This is a genomic window from Nonomuraea sp. WAC 01424 (assembly GCF_003947315.1).
Lineage (GTDB): Bacteria > Actinomycetota > Actinomycetes > Streptosporangiales > Streptosporangiaceae > Nonomuraea > Nonomuraea spiralis.
Window position 1 is genome coordinate 167,400 of sequence record NZ_QHHZ01000022.1, and the last position, 18,977, is coordinate 186,376.

At 71.0% G+C, this 18,977-nt stretch carries 18 protein-coding genes; 9 read left to right on the plus strand and 9 right to left on the minus strand.

Annotated elements, in window-relative coordinates; all coding sequences use genetic code 11:
* Positions 1 to 4 precede the first annotated feature (4 nt).
* Both DMB42_RS45185 and DMB42_RS45190 read left to right on the plus strand, forming a co-directional pair.
* Positions 5 to 319 (plus strand): DUF1330 domain-containing protein, encoded by a 315-nt coding sequence (locus DMB42_RS45185; protein ID WP_125646066.1) that lies wholly within the window; start codon positions 5 to 7, stop codon positions 317 to 319.
* A gap of 56 nt (positions 320 to 375) precedes the next feature.
* On the plus strand, positions 376 to 765 hold the full coding sequence (locus tag DMB42_RS45190; protein WP_221762651.1) for a hypothetical protein: 390 nt from the start codon (positions 376 to 378) through the stop codon (positions 763 to 765).
* A 2-nt stretch (positions 766 to 767) separates the two neighbouring features.
* Here the strand turns inward: DMB42_RS45190 and DMB42_RS45195 are convergent, their stop codons facing one another.
* Genes DMB42_RS45195 through DMB42_RS45215 form a run of 5 tightly spaced genes read right to left on the minus strand, consistent with a single transcriptional unit; the run spans position 768 to position 6,123 of the window.
* Complete coding sequence (locus DMB42_RS45195; RefSeq protein ID WP_125646068.1) at positions 768 to 1,295, minus strand: hypothetical protein; 528 nt, start codon at positions 1,293 to 1,295, stop codon at positions 768 to 770.
* 59 nt (positions 1,296 to 1,354) lie between these two features.
* The gene (locus DMB42_RS45200) at positions 1,355 to 3,403 is read right to left on the minus strand and encodes an iron ABC transporter permease (protein WP_125646069.1); all 2,049 of its coding nucleotides are present in this window, start codon (positions 3,401 to 3,403) and stop codon (positions 1,355 to 1,357) included.
* A complete protein-coding gene (locus DMB42_RS45205; protein WP_125646071.1) occupies positions 3,400 to 4,380 on the minus strand; it encodes an ABC transporter substrate-binding protein in 981 nt (326 codons plus the stop codon). The genes DMB42_RS45200 and DMB42_RS45205 overlap by 4 nt, the downstream gene beginning before the upstream one ends.
* Before the next feature lie 8 nt (positions 4,381 to 4,388).
* Positions 4,389 to 5,219 carry an ABC transporter ATP-binding protein gene (locus DMB42_RS45210; RefSeq protein ID WP_125646073.1) on the minus strand — a complete coding sequence of 277 codons (831 nt, stop codon included), beginning with the start codon at positions 5,217 to 5,219 and terminating at the stop codon, positions 4,389 to 4,391.
* A 7-nt stretch (positions 5,220 to 5,226) separates the two neighbouring features.
* Positions 5,227 to 6,123, minus strand: coding sequence for a siderophore-interacting protein (locus tag DMB42_RS45215; RefSeq protein WP_312024805.1), 897 nt, complete (start codon positions 6,121 to 6,123; stop codon positions 5,227 to 5,229).
* Positions 6,124 to 6,328: 205 nt separating this feature from the next.
* Between DMB42_RS45215 and DMB42_RS45220 the strand changes: the two genes are divergently transcribed.
* From DMB42_RS45220 to DMB42_RS45230, 3 genes are all read left to right on the plus strand, one after another.
* Positions 6,329 to 7,228: an alpha/beta fold hydrolase gene (locus DMB42_RS45220; protein WP_125646077.1), complete on the plus strand. Its 900-nt coding sequence runs from the start codon at positions 6,329 to 6,331 to the stop codon at positions 7,226 to 7,228.
* 25 nt (positions 7,229 to 7,253) lie between these two features.
* Positions 7,254 to 7,856, plus strand: coding sequence for a TetR/AcrR family transcriptional regulator (locus tag DMB42_RS45225; protein WP_125646079.1), 603 nt, complete (start codon positions 7,254 to 7,256; stop codon positions 7,854 to 7,856).
* A 139-nt stretch (positions 7,857 to 7,995) separates the two neighbouring features.
* On the plus strand, positions 7,996 to 8,703 hold the full coding sequence (locus DMB42_RS45230) for a hypothetical protein (RefSeq protein ID WP_125646081.1): 708 nt from the start codon (positions 7,996 to 7,998) through the stop codon (positions 8,701 to 8,703).
* Positions 8,704 to 8,827: 124 nt separating this feature from the next.
* Here DMB42_RS45230 and DMB42_RS45235 read toward each other — a convergent pair whose 3' ends face one another.
* Positions 8,828 to 10,648, minus strand: a complete 1,821-nt coding sequence (locus DMB42_RS45235; protein ID WP_125646082.1) for a M4 family metallopeptidase — start codon at positions 10,646 to 10,648, stop codon at positions 8,828 to 8,830.
* 197 nt (positions 10,649 to 10,845) lie between these two features.
* Positions 10,846 to 11,439: a lysoplasmalogenase gene (locus DMB42_RS45240; RefSeq protein ID WP_185845201.1), complete on the minus strand. Its 594-nt coding sequence runs from the start codon at positions 11,437 to 11,439 to the stop codon at positions 10,846 to 10,848.
* Between the two features lie 330 nt (positions 11,440 to 11,769).
* On the opposite strand from DMB42_RS45240, the gene DMB42_RS45245 reads away from it, so the two are divergent.
* Positions 11,770 to 12,075, plus strand: a complete 306-nt coding sequence (locus DMB42_RS45245) for a hypothetical protein (RefSeq protein ID WP_125646086.1) — start codon at positions 11,770 to 11,772, stop codon at positions 12,073 to 12,075.
* A gap of 61 nt (positions 12,076 to 12,136) precedes the next feature.
* Here the strand turns inward: DMB42_RS45245 and DMB42_RS45250 are convergent, their stop codons facing one another.
* A complete protein-coding gene (locus tag DMB42_RS45250) occupies positions 12,137 to 13,558 on the minus strand; it encodes a hypothetical protein (RefSeq protein ID WP_125646087.1) in 1,422 nt (473 codons plus the stop codon).
* Positions 13,559 to 14,087: 529 nt separating this feature from the next.
* Between DMB42_RS45250 and DMB42_RS45255 the strand changes: the two genes are divergently transcribed.
* Both DMB42_RS45255 and DMB42_RS45260 read left to right on the plus strand, forming a co-directional pair.
* Positions 14,088 to 14,768, plus strand: a complete 681-nt coding sequence (locus tag DMB42_RS45255; RefSeq protein ID WP_125646089.1) for a poly-gamma-glutamate hydrolase family protein — start codon at positions 14,088 to 14,090, stop codon at positions 14,766 to 14,768.
* 200 nt (positions 14,769 to 14,968) lie between these two features.
* A complete protein-coding gene (locus DMB42_RS45260) occupies positions 14,969 to 16,525 on the plus strand; it encodes an OmpA family protein (protein ID WP_185845202.1) in 1,557 nt (518 codons plus the stop codon).
* A gap of 205 nt (positions 16,526 to 16,730) precedes the next feature.
* Here the strand turns inward: DMB42_RS45260 and DMB42_RS45265 are convergent, their stop codons facing one another.
* A complete protein-coding gene (locus tag DMB42_RS45265; protein WP_260478324.1) occupies positions 16,731 to 17,612 on the minus strand; it encodes a LysR family transcriptional regulator in 882 nt (293 codons plus the stop codon).
* A 126-nt stretch (positions 17,613 to 17,738) separates the two neighbouring features.
* Here DMB42_RS45265 and DMB42_RS45270 point away from each other — a divergent pair, with 126 nt between their 5' ends.
* Positions 17,739 to 18,908 carry an alpha/beta hydrolase gene (locus tag DMB42_RS45270; RefSeq protein WP_125646095.1) on the plus strand — a complete coding sequence of 390 codons (1,170 nt, stop codon included), beginning with the start codon at positions 17,739 to 17,741 and terminating at the stop codon, positions 18,906 to 18,908.
* The last annotated feature ends 69 nt before the right edge of the window (positions 18,909 to 18,977 follow it).

Here is an 18,977-nt window from a genome sequence, read left to right on the forward strand (position 1 = left end):
ACCCGTGCCTGCTTACGTCATCGTCGGAGTCGACGTGCTCGACCAAGAGGCCGGCCTGGCCTACGCCGCCGTGGCCCAGCCGTCCATCCTCAGCCACGGTGGGCGATACCTCGTGGCGGGCCCCACGTCCGAGCCGGTCGAAGGTGTGTGGGACTTCTCCCGGCTCGTGGTCATCGAGTTCCCCGACATGGACCGGATCAGGGAGTGGTACGACTCTCCCGAATACCGGCGGGCCCGGGAGATGCGGAAGGACACCGCTCAGGTTCGGATGTTGTTCGCCGAAGGCTCGCCGCCCGAGGGCTTCTCCCTCCCGTCCTGACGCCGCAGGCCGACGTATGTGCTGATCCAGTCAAACTGGCGGCCATGCTGAACCGAGTGGCCGTCCTGACCGGCGACATCACCGCCGGCCCGCAGCCGAACCAGGTCCTCGACCTGCTGATCGGTCTCGGTGACCGCATCGTCTGGATCAGCGGCAACGCGGACCGCGAACTCCTCGAACACCGCCGTGGCCGGCGCGACTCGATCCCCGATCCGATCGCCCCCTGGGCCGCCGGACAACTGCGCGAAGACCATCTCGACCTGCTCGGCCGGCTGCCCCGATCGCTTGCTCTGCCGGTGCGCGGCCTGGGGAAGGTGCTGTCCTGTCATGCCACCCCCCGTGACGACGAAGAGGTCGTACTGGTGGATTCACGCCTCGCCCATGGTCGGCTCGTGATCAACCCCGGCAGCTTCGCCCCGCGGGACGGACGCGGTGAGGCACCCTGACATCACACGTCGCCGTTCTCCGGAACCTCCCGGCGAGAAGCATCGGCGGCACGGTGCCGGGCCGTGCCGGACAACCAGCCGACCACCGCGGCCAGGGTCACCACACCGATGGCGACCAGCACGGGAAAGTGCCACTCAGGGACCATGCTGTCGAGAGCGCTGTCATCGTTGAGCTCCCACAGTGAGGTCGCGGGATTGGCCACGATGACCAGGGCGAGGCTCATCAGGTAACCAATGCCCACGACCGCACGCGGCAGGACGCGGGCGACGCTGGGGCGGCGGTTCAGCCAGTCGTGCAGAGCACCGAGAAAGGCCGCCTCTGCGGCCAGGATGAAGGTGATGCCGAACGTCCACGCCCGCGCCGACCCGAGCTCCCTGTCCAGTTGCTGCAACATCCAGTCGTTCCAGGGCTCTTCGAAGCTGGGGTGCAGCCCGGTCGGGTGGGCGGCCGCCTGGATCGCGACCAGGTTCGCCACCGCGTAGAGCACGGGGGCGGCCATGGCGCACAGCAGCGCCGGCGATCGTCTCACACTCTGGTTTCCCATGATCGATTGGACGGCCGCCCCGGCCGTCGGGTTCGATGTCGTTGTCAGGGACGGCCGGCGCGTGAGCGCCAGAGCAGCCAGACGAAGTACGGCGTGCCGAGCAGCGCGGTGACCAGCCCGGCCGGCACCTGGGCGGGTGCGATGACGGTACGCCCCAGCGTGTCGGCGAGGCTGACCAGCACCGCCCCGAGCACCGCCGCGGCGGGCAGGAGCCGGACGTGCCTGCCGCCGACGAGCGCGCGGGCGGCGTGCGGGGCGACGAGGCCGACGAATCCCACCACGCCGACGGCCGAGACCGCGGTGGAGGTGAGAAGGACGGCGCCGCCCAGCGCGAGCAGCCGTACGGGTTCGAGCGGCACGCCGAGCACCCGGGGCGTGTCCTCGTCGAGCGCGAGCAGGTCGAGGTCGCGCCGCAGCCACAGAGCGAGCGGCAGGAAGAGCGCGAGCGCCACGGCGACCGGCAGGAGCTGGCCGGGGACCCGCCCGTACGTGGAACCGGACAGCCAGGTGAGCGCCTTGGCGGTGTTCCACGGATCGGACTTGACGATGATCAGTACGGTGACCGCGTTGAACAGCGCGTGCGCGCCGATGCCCATGAGCACGAGCCGGTCGGAGCTGAGCCCGCCGCGCCAGGCCAGCACGTAGACCAGGGCGAAGGCGGCGAGCGCGCCGAGCCCGGCGGCGCCGGACACCACGGCGATCCCGGCCATGGGCACGAGGGTGAGCATCGCGACGGCCGCCGCTCCGGCGCCCGCGGTGATGCCGAGCACACCCGGCTCGGCCAGCGGGTTGCGGGAGACGGCCTGGAAGGCCGCGCCGGAGACGGCGAGCGCCGCACCTGCCAGTACCGCCGCCGCGACGCGGGGCCAGCGCTGGTCGAGCACGTACGTCAGGGCCTTGCCGGTCCGGCCCTGCAGCCAGTTGGCGACGACGCCGAGCAGCAGCCAGGTGTCGCCGCCGAGCAGGCCCAGCACGACCGCGCCGATCAGCAGCGCCGTACCGGACAGGAGGATCACGGCGAAGGCGGCGCGGCCGGGGTCGGCGGTGCGGACGGTCGGCGGCTGCCTGGTCGGGCCGGCGTCGCGATGGCGGCGGGCCAGCCACATGAGCACGCCCGCGCCCAGCATCGCGGTCACCACGCCCGGCGGCACGTCCACCCCGGCCCGCGCGCCGAGCACGAAACGCAGCGCGATGTCGGAGGCGAGCAGGATGACCGCGCCGGCCAGCGCCGAGAGCGGCACCAGGGCGCGGTGCCGGCTCAGCTCGGGCAGCCGCCGGGCTAGGAGGCGGACGATGACCGGCGCGCACAGGCCGATGAAGCCGACGGGCCCGGCGACGGTGACCGCGGCGGCCGAGAGCATGACGGCGAGCACGACGACGGTCAGCCGCAGCCGCCGGACGTTGACGCCCAGCACCATGGCGGTGTCGTCGCCGAGGCCGGCGATGTCGAGACGGTTGCCGAGGGCGACGGCCGCCCCGATCGCCACCACGACGACCGGGGCCATCTGGGTGACGCCGCCGAGGTCGCTCTGCACGAGCGAGCCGCTGCCCCAGGCGAACAGTCCGGTGTTCTCCTCCTGGAAGAGGATCATGAGCAGGGTGGTCATCGACTGCAGGGCCAGCGCGGTCGCGGAGCCGGCGAGGATCAGCCGGGTGGTGCCGGTCCGGCCGCCCGCCGACAGGGCGAGCACCAGGGCGGCGGCGGCCAGGCCGCCGAGGAAGGACAGGCCGCCGGACAGGAAGGCCGGCAGGCTCAGGCCGAAGGTGGCGGCCAGCACGACCGCCAGGTAGGCGCCGTTGCTGACGGCGAGGGTGTCGGGCGAGGCCAGCGGGTTGCGGGCGACCGACTGCAGCAGCGCGCCCGCCGCGCCGAGCGCGAGGCCGACGCTGACCGCCGCCAGCAGCCGCGGCAGCCGGGAGGCGACCAGCACATTCATCGCCTGGTCGTCGAGGGCGAACAGGTCGGTGTCGGAGGTGCCCTGCGTCAGGTGGAGCGCGGCGAGGGCCGTGATGACGGCCAAGGTCACGAGGAAGGCCCCCGCGACGCCGAGCCTGCGCAGCGGCGTCGCGGGGGCCTCGACTGCGGTGATCACCCGGCGTAGGCCTTCACCAGGGCGTCGGCGTACTGCCGGCACGACAGCGGGCCGCCGAAGGTCCAGATGCCGTCGGGCAGTTTGCTGATCCGGTTCTGCTTGACGAAGCTCAGCGACTTCCACAGGGCGTTGCCGGCCAGGTCGGCGAAGACGTCGGCGCCGTCGGAGGCGTTGTAGAAGAAGCGGAGGTTCTCGTCCTTGACCGCGGTCATGCCCTCGACGTCGGTGCTGCCGAGGCCCCACTGCCTGTCGACCTCGCCGGTCCAGGCGTTGGCCAGGCCGAGCCGCTCGGCCACGTCGGAGACCAGGGAGCCCTTGCCGAACGGGCGGATGGAGATCTTGCTGCCGTCCTTCCAGCCGTCGGCCATCATGAACTTCTGCCCGGCCGAGCCGGAGGCGGCGATCTTGGCCTTGCCGTCGGCCATCGCGGCGTCGAAGTCGGCCATCACCTTGGCCGCCTCCTCCGTCCTGCCGACGGCGGTGGCGAGCATGGTCAGGTCGGCGCTCATACGGGTGAGGTTCGCGGCGGCGTCGCTGCCCTTGGCGACGATGACCGGGGCGATCTTCTCCAACTGGCCGATGAGTCCGGCGTCGTCGGACTCCATGACGACCAGGTCCGGCTGGAGGGCGGCGATGGAGTCGACGCTGGGCTCCTGGCGGGTGCCGACGTCCTTGACGGAGGCGTCGAGCGGGGCCGCGGTGACCCAGGTGCCGTACCCCTTGACGTCGGCCGCGCCGACCGGCTGGACCCCGAGTGCGACCAGCATCTCGACCTCGCCCCATTCCAGGCCGACGACGCGGGTCGCGGGCCGGTCGAGGGTGACCTGCTTGCCGCGGGCGTCGGTCACGGTGATCGGGACGGCCGCACTGGCCGACGGCTCCGGAGTCGCGGGGGCCACGGGGGCCACGGGGGCCTCGGTGGTGCCGCACGCGGTCAGCAGCAGCATGGCGGCCATGACCGCCGGGAGGGAACGCATGGGATCTTTCAGCCTTTCATCGCCAAGTGGCGGCCCAGCGGCCTGGTGCGGACCAGTCCGGTGAGGGAATCGATCGTGGCCTCGACGCGGATGCCGTAGGCCTCGGTGAGCAGGTCCTCGGTGAGCACCTCGTGCGGCGCGCCGTCGGCGCGCACCCGGCCGCCCTGGAGGAGTACGACCCGGTCCGCGATCTCGGCGGCCTGGTTGAGGTCGTGCAGGACGACGCCGACGGCCACGCCGTGCCGGTCGGCGAGGTCGCGCACAAGTTCGAGCAGCTCGACCTGGTAGCGCAGGTCGAGGAAGGTGGTGGGCTCGTCGAGCAGGAGCACGCCGGCGTCCTGGGCGAGGCAGGTGGCCAGCCACACGCGCTGCATCTCGCCGCCGGACAGCTCGTCGACGGCTCGTCCCGCCATGGCGCTCACACCGGTCAGCTCCATGGCGTGCTCGATCGCCGCCGGTCCGCCGGGGTCGCCCGCGCGCCAGCGGCCGCGGTGGGGGTGGCGGCCGTAGCCGACCACGTCCTTGACGCGTACGCCGGTCGGGGTGGGACGGCTCTGCGCCAGCAGCGTCACCCGGCGGGCGAAGTCGCGGGCGGACAGGGCCAGGGCATCGGCGCCGCCGGCCAGCCGTACCTGGCCGGAGTCGGGGCGGTGCAGCCGGGCCAGGGCGCGCAGCAGGGTGGACTTGCCGCTGCCGTTCGGGCCGACCAGGGCGGTGACGGCGCCGGTGGCCAGGCTGATGCGGGCGCCGTCGACGACGGGGCGGCCCGCGTAGCCGAGGCACAGGTCGGTGCCGGTGAGCGCGTGGTCGGCGCAGCCTGCGAGCAGGGGGTCGGTCATGGCGGGCTCACGCGTCCTCGGAGCGGCCCTGGCGCCAGTACCCCATGAAGGCCACGGCCTTGCGGTCCATGCCGCGTTCCGAGACCAGGTGGCGGCGCAGGCGCTTGATCACCGCCGCCTCGCCGGCCAGCCAGGCGTAGCAGGGGCTGTCGCCGTCCTCGGGGACCTCCCAGAGGATCTCGGTGTCGACGTCGACCTCCTCGGGCTCGACGCCTGCCGCGCCCGCGGGAAGGATCCTGGCCGCTGCCTCCACGACGGCGGGCTCCAGGCGAGCGCCCCAAGGGGCGTCGCCGCGCGCGAGCCAGGTGATCTTCACTCCTGACGCGGTGACCACCGGGAGGACGTCCTCCTCGTACGGAACCTCCAGCAGGGCCTCGCCGGTGACATGGGCGGGCAGGCGCTCCAGGATGCCGACGATCGCCGGGACGGCGGTCTCGTCCCCGGCGAGCAGCACGTTGCCGAAACCGGCGGGCGGCCGGAACTCCAGGCCGCCGTGAAAACCGTCGTAGAGGCCGTTCGGGCCGAAGAGGGCCGCCTGCGAGCCGGATTCGGCGGCGGCGATCCAGCGGGCGGCCGGTCCGGCGGGTCCGGCGCAGTCGTCGTGCAGGACGACGTCGATGTCGACCTCGGCGGCCTCGGGGCGGACCGCGCGGACGGTGTAGGTGCGCAGCGGGTTGCGCTCGTCGCCCTGGGCGTACCACTGCTTGAACCAGTCTGCGCCGCGCGGGAAGCGCGTCACGCCCGCGCCGGGGATCGGCAGGACCAGCTTGATGCGCTGGTCCCAGCCGTTGTCCGCGAACTCGTGCAGGTCATCCCCTGTGAAGGTCACGCGGAGAAACGACGGGCTCAGCCGCCGCAGGCCTCGAACCTGGACGTCGAAGGCACGAAAAGGGTCAACCACCACAGGGCTCCTTAGTTAGGTTAGGCTAACCTACATTGAATCCTCCGATCGGGAAACCCGGCGATCCGGTTCACGAAGCCGGGCCCGTCCGTGACAGTGCTCACCTGACCGGCGGAGACGCGCGCAACGGCCGTACCGCCTGAGCGTCGTGGCCTCGATGGCGGCTTGTTAGGATACGACTGTATCCATTCAGGAGATGGAGGTCACGATGCGCACGCCTGACCGACCGTCCGCCTTCACCAGCGACTCCGCCCGTGACAAGTACTACGCCGTCTACGACCGGGTGCTCGGCGAGCTGTGGCCGGTGCCGGTGGACGCCTTCGACGTGGAGACCCGCCTCGGCACCGTCCGGATCCACCGGGCCGGGCCCGCCGAGGGGGATCCCGTGGTGCTCCTGGCCGGCGCCGGCGGCAACGCGCTGGCCTGGTACCGCTACATCGAACCGCTGGCGCGTACACGCCCGGTCCTCGCCCTCGACCCTCTGGGCGAACCGGGCCGCTCGGTCCAGAGGCGGCCGCTCGCGACCGGCGCCGACGTCGCCGACTGGGTCACCGACGTGCTGGCCGCGGTCGGGGCCGAACGCGCACATGTGGCGGGCTTCTCAGCCGGCGGCTGGGCCGCCATGGAACAGCACCTCCGCAGGGGCGGCCGGGTCGCGGCGCTGACGCTGGTGGACCCGGGCGGCTTCGCGCCCTTGCCCAGGCGGTTCGTCCGCTGGGCCCTCGCCGGCGCCGTCGTCTCCATGCTTCCTCGTACGCTGCGACACCGCATGGCCGGCGTCGCCGACAACGGGGCGCTGCGCGAGGACCGGCTGGTGGAGCTGATGCGGGCCGGCTGGGCCTTCCGCCGGCGTGTGCCCATCCCGCCCGCCTACACCGACGAGCAGATCCGCGCGGTGTCCGTGCCCGTGCAGATGTTGCTGGGTGCCCGCAGCGCGCTGTTCGACGCGCAGGCGCTGGCCGCGCGGCTGACCGACGTCGTGCCGTCCTGGCGCGTGGAGATCGTGCCCGGCACCGGCCACGGGTTGCCCGTCGAAGCTCCTGACCTGGTCGCCGAGCGCATCCTCACCTTTCCCGGCCGGGCGCGGCCCGGGACCTCGAACGCATGACACGAACAACAGGTAGGAAACCGGCATGCCCCGACAGGTGGATCACGACGAGCGGCGGCGCCGGCTGACCGCCGCGTTGCTGCGCATCGCCGGCACCCGCGGCCTGCGGGCGGTGTCGATGCGTGAGATCGCCGCCGAGGCCGGGGTCTCGCTGCGCGTCGTCCAGTACTACTTCACGAACAAGCAGGCCCTGCTCGAGTCCGGGCTCACCGAGCTGGGCGCCCGCATGAACCGCCGGGTCAAGCAGCGGGCCGCCGCGGGCGAGCTGACACCACGGGGCGTCTTCGCCGCCGTTCTCGGCGCGATCCTGCCGTTCGACGAGCAGAGCGAACTGGACTCCATGGCCTGGACCGCCTACTACACCGCCGCCCTCACCGACCCGGCGCTCGCCGCGGTCGGGCTCACCCTGCCCAACGCACTGGAGAACTTCCTCACCGTACGGTTGACCGCCGCGCAGCAGACCGGGGACATCGCCCCCGATCGTGACCCGCGTACCGAAGTCGCCGGCCTTCTGGCTCTCGCCAACGGCCTGACCTCCAGCGTCCTGAGCCGGCAGCGCAGCCACGAGGCCGCGGCCGAGATCATCGACTACCACCTGGACCGCCTGTTCGAGCCGGCAGCGACTTGATCCGGCGGCCGATGTGCCCTCCGGACCGTCTGAACCATCAGCCGACTTCGTGTTCTCGGCGTGATCCTCAGACGGAATGATCTTCCGTCATGAAGAAGCATGTGATCTCCGGCATCGTCGCCGGCACGCGGGCAGGGGCGTGACCGTCCAGCAGGAGACGCCTGGCAGGGCCACGACCTCGCTCACCCGTAGGGGACGGCTGCAGTTCGACCGGCACGGCATCGCCGCCTCCGACCTGACCGCCAAGCTGACCTTCGCCGGCAAGGACGACACGGCCGACGAGTTCGACCCCACCCCCAAGGAGGAGGAGACCCAGGCCACCTCGCTCGACAAGCCGGAGCGGATCGTCCGCATCGGCCGTACGTCCTACCTCAAGGGCGGCCCGATCGGCGCCGTGCTTCCCGCCGGCAAGACCTGGTACAAGCAGTCGCTCGGCTGGACGAGCGGGGTCACCGCCATGCAGGGCGACTTCATCAACCCCGTCGAGCCGAGCACGCTCAAGGCCATGCCGGCCCGCTCCAAGTGGAGCGGCAACACGTACAAGGGGAGCATGACGGTCACGGAGCTGCAGCGGGTCTCGGCCTGGACGCGCGCCACACTGTGGTGGAAGCTCGCCTCCGGCGTAAAGGTCAACTGGACGCTCACCGTGACCCCTGCCGGGCTGCCCCGCACGATGAGCACCAGGCTGTCCAGCGCCAAGGCCGGGCTCGGCCCGGTCACCTTGGAGACCAGCTACTCCGGGTGGGGTGCCAAGGTCTCCGTCAAGGCCCCGCCCGCGTCGCAGACGACCACCAAGCTCGACTCCGACAAGGCCTTGATCCGGCTTCCCCCGGGCCCCAAGCGCTGAACCCCGGCAGGGCCTCCAGCCCACGCCAGGCCCTGGTCCACGGCTTGCCGGCGCCCTCACCTCGCTGGTGCATCGCTCCGCCGCCAGGGTGCCCGGTGGGAACCCTGGCGGCGGGGTCATCGGCTCAGGACATCACGGTCAGGGTGAGGGTGGCTGTGTGGTCGAGGGCGACGCCGTCGCCCAGCACCGTGATCGCATAGGTCCCGGACGCCGTGGTCGCGCCGACCGTGAAGGTCAGCGTGGAGGTGGCGCCGGTGGTGATGCTCGCCGGGCTGAACGAGGCCGTCATGCCCGCCGGAAGCCCCTTGGCCTGCAGCGCGATCTGCTGAGGGCTGCCCGAGACGGTGGCGCTGGTGACGGTGACGCTCACCTGCCGGCCCGGCTGTACGGTCGCCGCGGTAGGGGTGACCCCGACCGAGAAGTCGCACGTGAACGGCTCGCCGGCGCGAGGAGGCACACGGACGGCGTTCCAGGCGGCTTTGACCGTGTTGTACTCCAGGCACGACCCGGGGAACAGATCCAGGGCCGCCTGCATCGAGGCTCGGCGGGCCGCGGTGTGCGGCCAGCTGGTGGTCTTGCGCAGCAGCGTGCCCATGTAGATCTGGCCCGCCTTGCGCGCGCCGAGCCCGACGATGGTCGAGGAGTCGCAGGTCGGGCTGGGCGGCTGGCCGTTGGTCGGGTTGCTGCCTTCGGCCAGGAGGTAGAACCAGTGGTTCTGGACCCCGGCCCCGACATCGGGCGGCATCGACGGCACCGCGCTGCTGAAGCAGTCGGGGTGACCGGGGATCACCGACGGCTTGTACATGTAGCGGATCGGCCCGGTTCCGTCGATGTTGACCTCTTCGCCGACGGTGTAGTCGGGCGGGTCGAGGGTGGCGGGCTGGTTGGCGTACTGCTCGGTCAGGGCGCCGAAGATGTCGCCGGTGGACTCGTTGAGTATGGCCTTCTCGTTGTCGCCGAGGTCGATGCCAGGCGTGGTGGCGAAGACGGCGTGGCCGTACTCGTGCGCCACGACGTCCATGGCGGTGATCTGGCGCAGGTTGTCGGTGGTGTGGCCGAAGACGGCGTAGTTGCCGTTCCAGTAGGCGTTGACGGCGTTCAGGCCGACGCGGGCGGGGTAGCCGTCGCCGGCGCCGTTGAAGCCGATGCGTCCCAGCCAGGTCTTGAGCATGTCCCACTCGGTGTCGATCGCGTAGAGCACGTCGACACAGGCGGTCTCTAGGTTGGTGCCGGTGCCGTTGCCCCAGTTGTCGTCGAGCCCGGTGTAGGCGGCGCCCGTCATGCCGCCGCAGCGCACGCTCCGCCGTACGGGGTCCACCATGGCGAAGGAGGAGCCGGTCCCGGTGGTGCCGATGGTGACCGGGTTGCCGTTGTAGTAGCTGTTACCCAGCCCTGCCCTGACCTCGTCGGACTTCTCGATGACCGCGCCGGTCAGTGCGTCGACGAAGACGTGCAGCTTGCTCTGCCTGCCGTCGATGGTGCCGTGGACGGTCACCTCGTAGGCCAGCCGGCCGCGTCCTTGGGCCATGACCACCAGGCGGGGCGTGGTGACCGAGAAGACCTCGGGCAGCTGGCTCCTGGCCACCCGGACCGCGTCGGCGGCGCCGAGCCTGGGTGTGGTGGCCACGTCCAGGGCGCTGTCCTGGGAGACGGACGTGCTCAGGACCTCGCCGGTGGCGGTGCTGACCACGACGAAGTCACCGCCGTAGACGGGCAGCCCCGCGTACGTGCGGGTGTAGGTCGTGTAGCGCAGGCCGCCCTGCCCTTCGATCAGACCTTGGCGTACGTACGTGTCCTTGGGCGAGCTGTGAAGCAGGGAGGGCCTGGCCTTCACCAGGAGGTCGGCGGGATCGCCCTTGGAGGCGTTCGCCGGGACGGGGACCGAAGTGGCCACGAGCACACAGACGGCACTCGTGACCAGGGCTAACACGGCATTGCGTCTCACTGGTGGCTCCCTATGAGCTGGGGGGTGGTGTATGGGGTCACCTGCATTTGAGTTGATGAACCACAAGAGGTCAATAACGTGGTAAATGGGAGAAAATCGCGATTTATCAGAGTCGCTGCGGCCAGATGGGACGTCACGGAGACGGCACCGCCGCCGTACCGCAGTTCCACCGCCCATCGCGAACCGGACGGCCCGGCTCACCGAGGGGCGGCGACGAGTGCGTGCTCCGTGTCGCGCAGGAGGCCGGAGGCCAGAAGGTACTGGGCGGTGACGTAGGTGCCCATGATGACCACACCGTGCAGCGGCAGGAGGGGCAGGCCGCCCAGTCTGACGCCGATGAGAGTGTCCGACAGCAGGAAGAGCAGCCCGCCCAAGGCGGTACGGCGGTTGCGGGTCGAGGCGACCGTCGCGCTCGCGAACAGCAGCAACGAGTACGCCATCACCGGCAGTCGCATCGCACCCAGCCCTGACCACAAAACCGCGATGCCCGCCACCCATCCCAGGCCGTACAGCAGCGGGACCACCGGGCGTCGCCGCAGTCGCCGCAGAGCGCCCCGACGGACGAAACACCATATGTAGCAGACGTGCGCCGCGCCGAAGAGGATCATCCCGGGGACGAACCATCCATCGATGGACAGCAGCACGTCCCCGCCCCAGGAGAACAGCAACGCCGCCACCAGCAGGGCGGGCCCGCCGGCACTGGCTGCCCAGGCCGCCAGCAGCGGCATCAGCAACGCCTTGGTCACCGAGTCGTATGGCTCCAACTCCACGGCCACCAGGACGAGATGCACGGCCGAACACACCCAGAACCCGACCAGGGACCAGCGCGCGAGCCGATCTGCGGGGAAAGCACCATTGCGCACCATCGGATCGTAGCGACACGCATCGGGGCGGAGACCGGCCAGGCGTTGCACTCACGCGCCGTACCGGTCGCCCTCCGCGGTGACGACAGGCATGCGAGCGCCGTTCTGCAACTGCACAAGCTCAGGGCCCCGGCCACCCGTCAGCTTTGTGTCGGTAGCGGCGGATGGCCAAATCGATAGTGGCTAACAGTAATGGGACGATTACCATTTGTTCTGGTATTGCTTGGGGAGCCTCCAGCGAGCCACGAGGAGGGTCCCATGCGCCGTCTCACCGCCGTCGTCGTCGCCGCTCTGGCCGCAGGGTGCGCACTCGCCGCCGCCGCCCCCGCATCCGCCGCACAAGGGTGGGTGGGCCTGTGGTCCTCCGACGGAGGAGGGTCCGCTCTCGAAAACCCCGCCGCGGGATGCCATTCCGTCAGTTCTGCCGTACGGGCCTACAACAACACCGACACCATGGTGATCCTGTTCCCCGAGGTCGACTGCAAGGGGGCGCCCTTCTACCTGGCCCCGGGCGACGCCGGCTGGATTCCCTTCACAGCGGTAAGCGTCTATGTCCTGTCCTAGCGCCACCGCACCACAGCATCCAACTCCCAGCGCCGCCGAGATCCCCCAGCCCCTGGAACCGCTATAGGACGGTCAAGTGGCCGTACCTGGACAACGCCGCGGTCAGGTCGCCGGGTTTGCCGCGGAGTGCGGCGTCCAGGAAGGCGGCGGTGGCCTCCGCGGTGATGTGCGGCCCGGCAGACCGGCCGAGGGAGCCGGTGAGCGCGGGCAGGGGCGGCAGGAAGAGTGGGGCGTCGGTGAAGGTGAGGTGCGCCGTGCCGGGGACGGTGAGCCGGTAGCCCGTCGCCGTACTGAGCTGGAGCACCTGCGTGAGGCGCGGGATGTAGTCCGGCTCCTCGCCCGGTTCGACGTCGTGGGTGAGCGCGAGCACGGGCTGGTGGAACGGTCGCGGCGCGGGGTCGCGGGGGAAGCCGTCCAGGTCGATGACGGCTGCGAACCGGGGGTCCTGGCGGGCGGCCTGGAGGGCGGCGGCGCCCCCGAGGGAGTGGCCGGTCGCCGCGGCGCGGCGGGTGTCGAGCCGGCCGGTCAGCGGGCCCGGGATCTCTCCCCGGTCCAGGCGGCCGAGCCGGGTGAGTACGAAGCTGAGGTCGGCGGCCCTGACCGCCGTCCACCCGGCCGCGCGTCTGTTGTCCTCCGCCTGGTCGCCGGTGGCCGCGACCTGGGTACGGATCGTCCGGCCGTCGGTGAGGGTGACGACGGCCGAGTCGTATGGGTGGTCGAGGGCCGCCACGACGTACCCGCGGCTGGCCAGTTCCTCGGCCCAGGCGGTGTTCTGCGTCCGTACGCCTCCGAGCCCGGGTGAGAACAGCACCAGCGGGAACCGGTCGCCTCCCCCGGCCACCGGGGCATCGGGCGCCGAGTGCGTGCGGGCGCGTGGCGGCTCGTCGAGTACGAAGCGCGGAAGTCCCAGATAGTCGGCCTCGCCGCGGGCGACGAGCTGCGCTTCCTGCGCCGTACGGCCGAGGTACCACGCCCGCTGGGCCGCCGGGGGGCCGCTCTGCGCGGGATACCAGAGCTGGACGACGACCGTCCGCACGTCATCGGCCCGGGGCGTGGCCATCTCCGGGCGATCGGGGTCGCTCCACTGCACGACGGTGGTGCCGACGGCGTACGCACCCGAAGGCTCGGGGAACACGGGCAGGGGCAGCGCCCACGCCGCCGCCGCGCCCGCGAGGATCAGCGCCAGGCATGCCGCCGATCCCGGCAGGGCCAGCCACCATGGAGCCCGCCGCGCGGGCCGCCACCTCAGCAGGGAGGGAACGGCGAACACCAGCGCGATGCCCCCACCTGTGAGGACGAGGAGGAGCTGCCAGCGGATCCCGAGCACGGCCAGCACAATCCCGGTCACCGCGAGAACCGCGCCACCGGCCAGCGTCGAGGGTCGGCGCGCGCCGGGCGGCAGCCAGCGGGCCAGCGCCAGCACGACGGCGGCCGCCAAGACCAAGAGCTCTGCGAGGGACAGGCCGAATACGGTCACATTCATGTGATCACCGTGGCGGAACGACCTCAGCCAGACATCGGGCTCAATGCCGAGAGTTGTATGCGATCCCGGTACGACCTTGCGCGGCCCGTCTGCGACCACAGTCGCAGGGGGCCATCGTGGAGAGCGAGGGTTGGGAATCCGTCAATGACGCGGGGATGGAACGTGATTCGGCGTCAACGGAGTTCCTGCTGGTAAACGAGCCTTGTCGGGTTCTCTTCCGTTCGCGGCTCGCGCCAGATTCCGTTCGGTATGGCCGTTACGACGGCCGCGACAGCTGACCGCATCGGCACAGAGGCGGTCCCGCTGGATGAGCACACCGACCAGGCGGCCCGTCTTCCTGGTGCCTGCCGCCGCTCCCCCACACGCGTCCGCGCCGCGCTCCACCTCACCTCGGCCGCGAGTCCCTCGGGAACGACTTCAGCCATCAACCACTTAAAGTAGTCGCACGTGCGCAGTAAGTAAGATAGGTGGACACCAGCATTCAGGGGTCTTCAGGCAAGTGGAGGCCGTGACATCAAGGAGCCAGGCCATGCCGGCTGCCATCACCCGCATGCTCGCCCTCGCCCTGAAGCTGAACATGCCCCAGGCCGACACCTACGCCCGCTATGCCGACCTCGCCGCCCATGAGAACGAGAGCACCGACTACCGGCGCGTGACGCGCCTGCCCGGCGGGGCGATCGTGTCGCACATCGCCATCCACGGCGGCGGCATCGAGCCCGGCACCTCGCAACTCGCCGACCAGGCCGCCACCGTGGGACAGCACGCCTTCTACGCGTTCGAGGGCCTCAAGCGCTCGGCCAACGGAGTCCTGCACGTCACCTCCAACCACTTCGACGAACCGTGGGCACTGGCGTTGCAGGCAAGGATGTCCGCCACCGTCTCCTGGCACGGCGCCCGCGGCGAGCAACCCACCACCTACGTGGGCGGGCGTGACCGAGACCTCGCCGACCGGGTGAAGGCCCAGCTGACAGCCGCCGGATTCGCGGTCGCCGTGACCGTGCCACCCCGCTACACCGGCACCAGTCACCGCAACATCGCCAACCGCAACGTACGCGGCAGGGGCGTACAGCTGGAAATCACCAGGGGACAACGCAGACTCTTCTTCGAAGACGGCAAGCTCCACCAGCCCTGGATCGACAACCCCAGCCACCGGACGGCCGCCTTCCACGCCTACGTCGCCGCCGTCAACAACGCCCTGGCGGGCCCGTAACCGGCCAAGTCGCGTGGCCAGGGATCCTGACGCGCTCGGGACCGAGGACTGCCGGGGGGTCGCCGCCGGCGACCGTGGTCAGCGCCGCTTCCAGCAGGGCGAGGACCCCCACCAAAGCGGGAACGGCCAGCCCAGCCCCGCTCCCGGCCACGAGCCCCTTGACTGACCGCTATCGATACGGTCATGGCACAATGCCCGGCATGCGTATCCGGATCATGGCCCTGACCGCCGTCGCCTTAACGGCCGCCGGATGTGGTCAGCTACCCCCCGCGCCCTTGGCGAGCGAGACCACCGCACCGCCTTCCGCGCCTTCGACCAGCGCTCCTTCGCCCTCCGCGAGTGCGAGCGCGACGTCCGGCGGCGAGGACACCCGACCCGCGCTGGCCACCGTCCAGGGCACGGTCGAGCCGAACTACAAGGCCGAACTCGTCGGGCTCAACCGCGTCGGCGGCAAGCACCTGATCGTGCAGTTGCGCCTGTCCACCAGCACCGACAAGCCGCTGCACTGGCAGGCGCCGCTCGCCGACCCGATGCGGCCGCTCAAGTGGCGCTGGCCCTCCGGCATCGCGGTGCTCGACGCCCCGGCCCACCGGTGGCTCATGCCGTACAAACCCGCCGACGGCGAATGCCTGTGCAGCGACACCGACCGCGACGATCTCAAACCGATCATCGATCCCGGCGAGTCGCTGACGGTCTACGCCGTGCTGCCCGCGCCGTCCGGCAACCCGGCGACCACGACGATCGTCACACCCATCGGCCCGCCGATGGTCGACGTCCCGATCAGCGACGACCCGCCCGTGCCACCACCCGGTCAGCAACTGCCCGACGCTGACGCGTCCCAGGTCGAGACCGTCAGCCACCTCATCGAGACGCCGTCGCAGTCGCTCGACCGTACCGAGGAGACGACCGACGACGGCGCCGACCTCAAGGTCAGCCTCTCCTCCGACGTGCTGTTCGCGCTGAACAAGGCGACGCTCACGTCGCGCGCCCGCACGGTGCTGGCCAAGGCGGCCAAGCTCATCGACACGTCCGCGGACACGACGATCGAGGTCGACGGCCACGCCGACTCCTCCGGCACCGACGCCATCAACGAACCGCTGTCCCGCCGCCGCGCGGAGGCGGTGCGCCAGGCCCTCACGCAGCTGATCACGCGCGACCAGGTGACGTTCAAGGCCAACGGGTACGGCTCCCGCCGCCCGCTGTACAGCAACAGCTCCGACGAGGGACGGCGCCGCAACCGCCGGGTGACGATCACGTTCGCCAAGCCCGCACCGGCCGAAGTGCCGGCCACCGGCACCACCGCCTCCCCGCTGCCCGAGGGCGAAGGGACGACGGCGACGGTGCGCGCGAAGGGGGTGCCGTTCGACCTGAAGGTGACGGCCTTCCGCCGGATGCCTGGTGACCTGGGCCTGCTCCGCTACACGATCACCAACCGGGGTGACGGCAAGGCGTGGTACCACGACCTCAACTGGGCCGACGATTGGAACGCCTTCAAGTACCACGCAGCGACGAACATCCAGGTGACCGACCCCGCCGCGCGCCGCCTGTACCGCCCGGCCCGCGTGATCGTGGCCAAGGGGGAGGAGCCGGGCACGTACTGCGCATGCACGAACACCTCCGGGGTGGCATTGTCGGCGATGAACTTCGAGCCCGGGGAGACGAAGGAGTTCTGGTCGCTGTATGCCCTGCCCGCCCAGGCTGACGCGCTGACCGTCAAGGTAGCCACCTGGCGCGCCCTACAGGTGCCCCTGTCCTGAGCCCGCATCTCGCACGGGCTCCTTCGTGGGGGCCCGTCCGGGGCGCCCGCCGAGCCCGTGACCGCTCACCTTCCGAGGGCTGCCCAGCGCTGATGAGCCCCGCCTACTTGGCTGATCGGTCGTGCCCCCATGTTCCTCTGGGCCACAGCTGACTCAAACCACAACACCGGCCCGTGCCGGACAAACCGCAAAAACCTCGGGAGTGCTACTCCGCCGGTTGCCGGGTGTCGGCTGCCGCTTGGACGAAGGCGCGGATGAGTGGCGTCTCGCTCGCCGTACGCCAGGCGAAGGCCCACCGGCACGGCGGGGCGTCGCGGATCGGGACGAAGGCGAGGCTGGGCCAGGGGTAGAAGGTCGCGGCCTCGGCGGTGACTCCGGCGGCGGCTTGGCCCGAGGCGACGGCACTGAGGGTCTCCTGCCAGGTGGTGACCTTGTGTCCGCGGCGGACGGGGCGACCGGAAGGGGTGTGGTAGGGGTTGAAGATCTCCTCCATGCAGGCGGGGATCGACTGGCCCTCGACCACGATGCAGTCGCCGAGATCCTCCAGGCAGATGGAGTCTCGTCCCGCGTAGGAATGGTCGGCGGAGACCATCAACACCACGTCGGAGGCGAACGAGGTCGGTTCGATGGTCAGATCGGGCTCGCGGATCGGCAGCCACACGTGCGCCACGTCCACCTCGCCCGACTTCAGCAGGTCCAGAGGGGAGGCAGGCTGGATCTCGCGGTGCTGGAGCCGGGCGTTCGGGTGGCGGGCGAGGAACAGGTCGAGAACGTTCTTGATCTGCGTGGAGAGCGGGCCGAGCGTGCCGAGGGTCAGTGTGCCCGCAGTGCCGTCGGCGGTGGCCTGAGCGGTCGCGATCCCCTGCAAGATCTGCCGGTGGCCACTCTTGAGCGCTTGGTACAGCTGCTCGCCGAGCGGGGAGAGGCGGACCGCTCGGGTGGTGCGGTCGAACAGGGGGGCGCCGATGCGCCGCTCCTGCTTCTTGATCGATTGGCTGACGCGGGCGGGGCTGATGCCCAGCCGCTCGGCCGTACGACTGAAGTGCAGCTCCTCGGCCAGCGTCAGGAAGATCTCGATCTCTCGCATCTCCACGAGCGGGCCTCCGAATTCTTCATTTCAGGGTTAAAGGACGTTATCGGATCCGTCGTAGATGCGCGGCGGGCAGGTGGGAGAAGCTTGGCGCGTTCGAAGGAAGTGCGGCTTGGAGGTTCGGTGCCCGTCGGATATCTGATCCCTGTGGTGTTCGTCGCGATCGGGACACTGTTCGCGCTGCGGCCGCTGCCGGGGTGGAGCGCGCCCGGCCGGGTGAGCTACTTCTTCGGGCTGGCCGCCAACGAACTGCCGTTCGCGGCCTTCTTCTGGCTGCTGCTGGCCCCGACGGTGCTGGCGTTCGCCGAGGGGGACATCCACACGGCGGGCGGCTGGGCGGTCGTCGCCCTGGCCGCCGTGACCACGATCGGGCTCACGGTCATCGCCTGCCGCGGCCTGGGAGAGCGGGCCAGGATCTGGCGCGCGATGGACGCCGGCCTGGGCGCGGGCTGGCGCGCCGCCATCGACGCCGACCTCGCCGCCGGACTGCGCCGTCGTCCGCCGTGGGCCCGCATCCTGTTCCTGCCCATCCTCAAGCGCCGCATGGACGTCCGCCGGGTGGCCAATCTGTCGTACGGCGAGGCGGGTCGCCGCAACCTGCTCGACCTCTACCACCACCGCTCGCGCCCGTCCGGCGGGCCCGTCATGATCCACCTGCACGGCGGCGGATACTCCGGCGGCCACAAGAACAGCCAGTCGCTCCCCCTGCTCCACCACCTGGCCGGCCAGGGCTGGGTCTGCGTCAGCGCCAACTACCGGCTACGGCCCCAGGCCCAGCACCCGGACCACCTGATCGACCTCAAGAAGATCATCGCCTGGGTGCGTGAGCACGGTCACGAGTACGGCGCCGACCCCTCGACGCTGTTCGTCGCGGGCAGCTCGGCGGGCGGGCACATGGCGGCCCTGGCCGGGCTCACCCCCAACGACCCCGCCTACCAGCCGGGCTTCGAGCACGCCGACACCTCCGTCACCGGCGTCATCTACCTGAACGGCTGGTACGGCACCTACTTCGGCCAGGGCCCCGAGTCCTCGCCGCTGGCCCACATCACCGCGGACGCGCCGCCGTTCCTCGTGGCCCACGGCGATCTGGACCCGCTGGTGCCCGTGGCCGAGGCCCGGCACTTCGCCGACCAGCTCCGCCGTACGTCGGCCTCCCCCGTCGTCTACGCCGAGCTGCGCGGCGGCAACCACGCCTTCGACCTGTACCACTCGGTCCGCTTCGAGGCGCTCGTCGACGCCATCGAAGCGTTCACCGCCCGAGTGAGATCGCAGCAGCGGACACCGCAGCCTTAACCTGGTCGCCATGCCACCGGCGGCCCCGCCGCCCCCCGATACGCCGAGCGCCGACATCCGCATCAGCCA

Bases quoted from the DNA above. Each gene is read 5' to 3' on its own strand.
- DMB42_RS45205 (WP_125646071.1), bottom strand. From the start codon at position 4,380: ATGCGTTCCCTCCCGGCGGTCATGGCCGCCATGCTGCTGCTGACCGCG.
- DMB42_RS45210 (WP_125646073.1), bottom strand. From the start codon at position 5,219: ATGACCGACCCCCTGCTCGCAGGCTGCGCCGACCACGCGCTCACCGGC.
- DMB42_RS45220 (WP_125646077.1), top strand. From the start codon at position 6,329: ATGCGCACGCCTGACCGACCGTCCGCCTTCACCAGCGACTCCGCCCGT.
- DMB42_RS45225 (WP_125646079.1), top strand. From the start codon at position 7,254: ATGCCCCGACAGGTGGATCACGACGAGCGGCGGCGCCGGCTGACCGCC.
- DMB42_RS45245 (WP_125646086.1), top strand. From the start codon at position 11,770: ATGCGCCGTCTCACCGCCGTCGTCGTCGCCGCTCTGGCCGCAGGGTGC.
- DMB42_RS45250 (WP_125646087.1), bottom strand. From the start codon at position 13,558: ATGAATGTGACCGTATTCGGCCTGTCCCTCGCAGAGCTCTTGGTCTTG.
- DMB42_RS45255 (WP_125646089.1), top strand. From the start codon at position 14,088: ATGCCGGCTGCCATCACCCGCATGCTCGCCCTCGCCCTGAAGCTGAAC.
- DMB42_RS45260 (WP_185845202.1), top strand. From the start codon at position 14,969: ATGCGTATCCGGATCATGGCCCTGACCGCCGTCGCCTTAACGGCCGCC.
- DMB42_RS45265 (WP_260478324.1), bottom strand. From the start codon at position 17,612: ATGCGAGAGATCGAGATCTTCCTGACGCTGGCCGAGGAGCTGCACTTC.